The sequence below is a fragment of the Arthrobacter sp. JCM 19049 genome, from assembly GCF_001310435.1.
Map to the genome: position 1 here is coordinate 1 of NZ_BAXF01000378.1, position 2,140 is coordinate 2,140.

General features: G+C 67.0%; 1 pseudogene. It reads left to right on the plus strand.

Annotated elements, in window-relative coordinates:
- Positions 1 to 1,864 (plus strand): annotated as a pseudogene (locus JCM19049_RS12380) (Rne/Rng family ribonuclease); the annotation flags it as partial.
- Between the last annotated feature and the right edge of the window lie 276 nt (positions 1,865 to 2,140).

Below are 2,140 nucleotides of genomic sequence, written 5' to 3' on the forward strand. Positions count from 1 at the left end.
CCGACCGCAAGCAGGCCCCGGCCCGAGTCCCGCCCGCCCAAGACCTCCAAGGCGCCCCGCCAGCAGGAACCGACCGAGGCCACCGAGGCAGTTGCCGAATCCACCGGGGCGACCGAAACCACCGAAACCGATGCCGCCGCTGAAGCCAGCGAAAGCGGCGCAGCGAAGGAAAACGAGGACCACACCGGCGCCCTGCTCGCGCAGCACGGCAGCACCATGATGATCAATCCCTTCGCCGTGCCCGAGGCGGCCCACACGGTCGTACGCCACGCCATCCCCAAGACCAAGCAGCAGGCCGAAGCCGAACAGCGCGGGGAGGAACACCACGACGAGGACGCCGATGAGGTCACCTCACGCCGTCGGCGTCGCCGCCGTCGCGGGGAAGTGGATCTGGAACTGGATGGCGGTTCGCAGGATGACCCGCCGAACACCGTCACCCGGGTACGTGCCCCGCGCGCAAGCCTGGACACCCCGGTCTCCAACAAGGTCACCTCGGTGCGCGGTTCCACCCGTCTGGAAGCCAAGCGCCAGCGCCGCCGCGAATCGCGGGAAACCGGTCGCCGCCGTCAGGTAATCACCGAGGCCGAGTTCCTGGCTCGCCGCGAGTCGGTGGAACGCCAGATGATCGTGCGCCAGCGCGAGGACCGCATCCAGATCGGTGTGCTGGAGGACGGGGTGCTGGCCGAGCACTTCGTGTCCAAGACCCAGCAGGATTCCCTGATCGGCAACGTGTACCTGGGCAAGGTCCAGAACGTGCTGCCTCCATGGAGGCCGCGTTCGTGGATATCGGGCGCGGACGCAACGCCGTGCTGTACGCCGGCGAAGTCAACTGGGACGTCGCAGCCCTGGAGGGCCAGCCGCGGCGCATCGAAAACGCGCTGAAGGCCGGCGACTCGGTGCTGGTGCAGGTGACCAAGGACGGTGGGCCACAAGGGTGCCCGCCTGACCAGCCAGGTCTCTCTGCCCGGACGCTACCTGGTGTACGTTCCCGGCGGTTCAATGACCGGCATCTCCCGCAAGCTGCCGGATGTGGAGCGCCAGCGGCTGAAGAAGATCCTGAAGGACCACCTGCCGGAGAACGCGGGCGTCATCGTGCGCACCGCCGCCGAGGGTGCCAGCGAGGAAGAGTTGATGAATGACATCAACGCCTGCGCGCCCAGTGGGAGGGCATCGAGGAACAGTCCAAGTCGAACAAGACCCTCGCCCCAGAACTGCTGCACTCCGAACCGGACTTGACCATCAAGGTCGTGCGCGATGTGTTCAACGAGGACTTCACCAAGCTGATCGTCTCCGGCACCCAGGCCTGGGACACCATCGAGGCCTACGTGATGTACGTGGCCCCGGACCTGATGGGCCGCCTGGAGCAGTGGAAGAACGAAGAGGACATCTTCGCCCACTACCGCATCGACGAGCAGATCAACAAGGCGCTGGATCGCAAGGTGTTCCTGCCCTCCGGCGGTTCGCTGGTCATCGACCGCACCGAGGCGATGACCGTGGTGGACGTGAACACCGGCAAGTTCACCGGCTCGGGCGGCAACCTCGAGGAAACCGTCACCAAGAACAACCTGGAGGCGGCCGAGGAGGTCGTGCGCCAGCTGCGCCTGCGCGACATCGGCGGCATCATCGTCATCGACTTCATCGACATGGTGCTGGAGGCCAACCGGGACCTGGTCCTGCGCCGGCTGATCGAGTGCCTGGGCCGCGACCGCACCAAGCACCAGGTTGCCGAGGTCACCAGCCTGGGTCTGGTGCAGATGACCCGCAAGCGCATGGGCACCGGCCTGTTGGAAGTCTTCGGGGAGGCCTGCGAGGTCTGCGCCGGACGCGGGTGATCACCCACGAGGAGCCGGTGGAGCACCGCAAGAGCTACAACTCGCACGGTGAATCGCACGCCAAGAAGAACCAGGAATCCAAGTCCAGCCGTTCCCGGCGCCGTCGCGGTGGCTCCAGCGGCCAGGAGGAAACCAAGCCCGCCGAGCAGCGGGCCGCCCAGGAGACCGAGAGCGACGAGAAGAGCGAGGCCGCACGCAGCGCCCTGGCCAGCATCGCCGCCGCCTCGCACTGACCGAGGCCGAGGAAGCGGAAGCCAAGCAGGAATCCGGCAAGGACCAGGCTCCGGTGAGCCTGGAGCAGCTGGAAG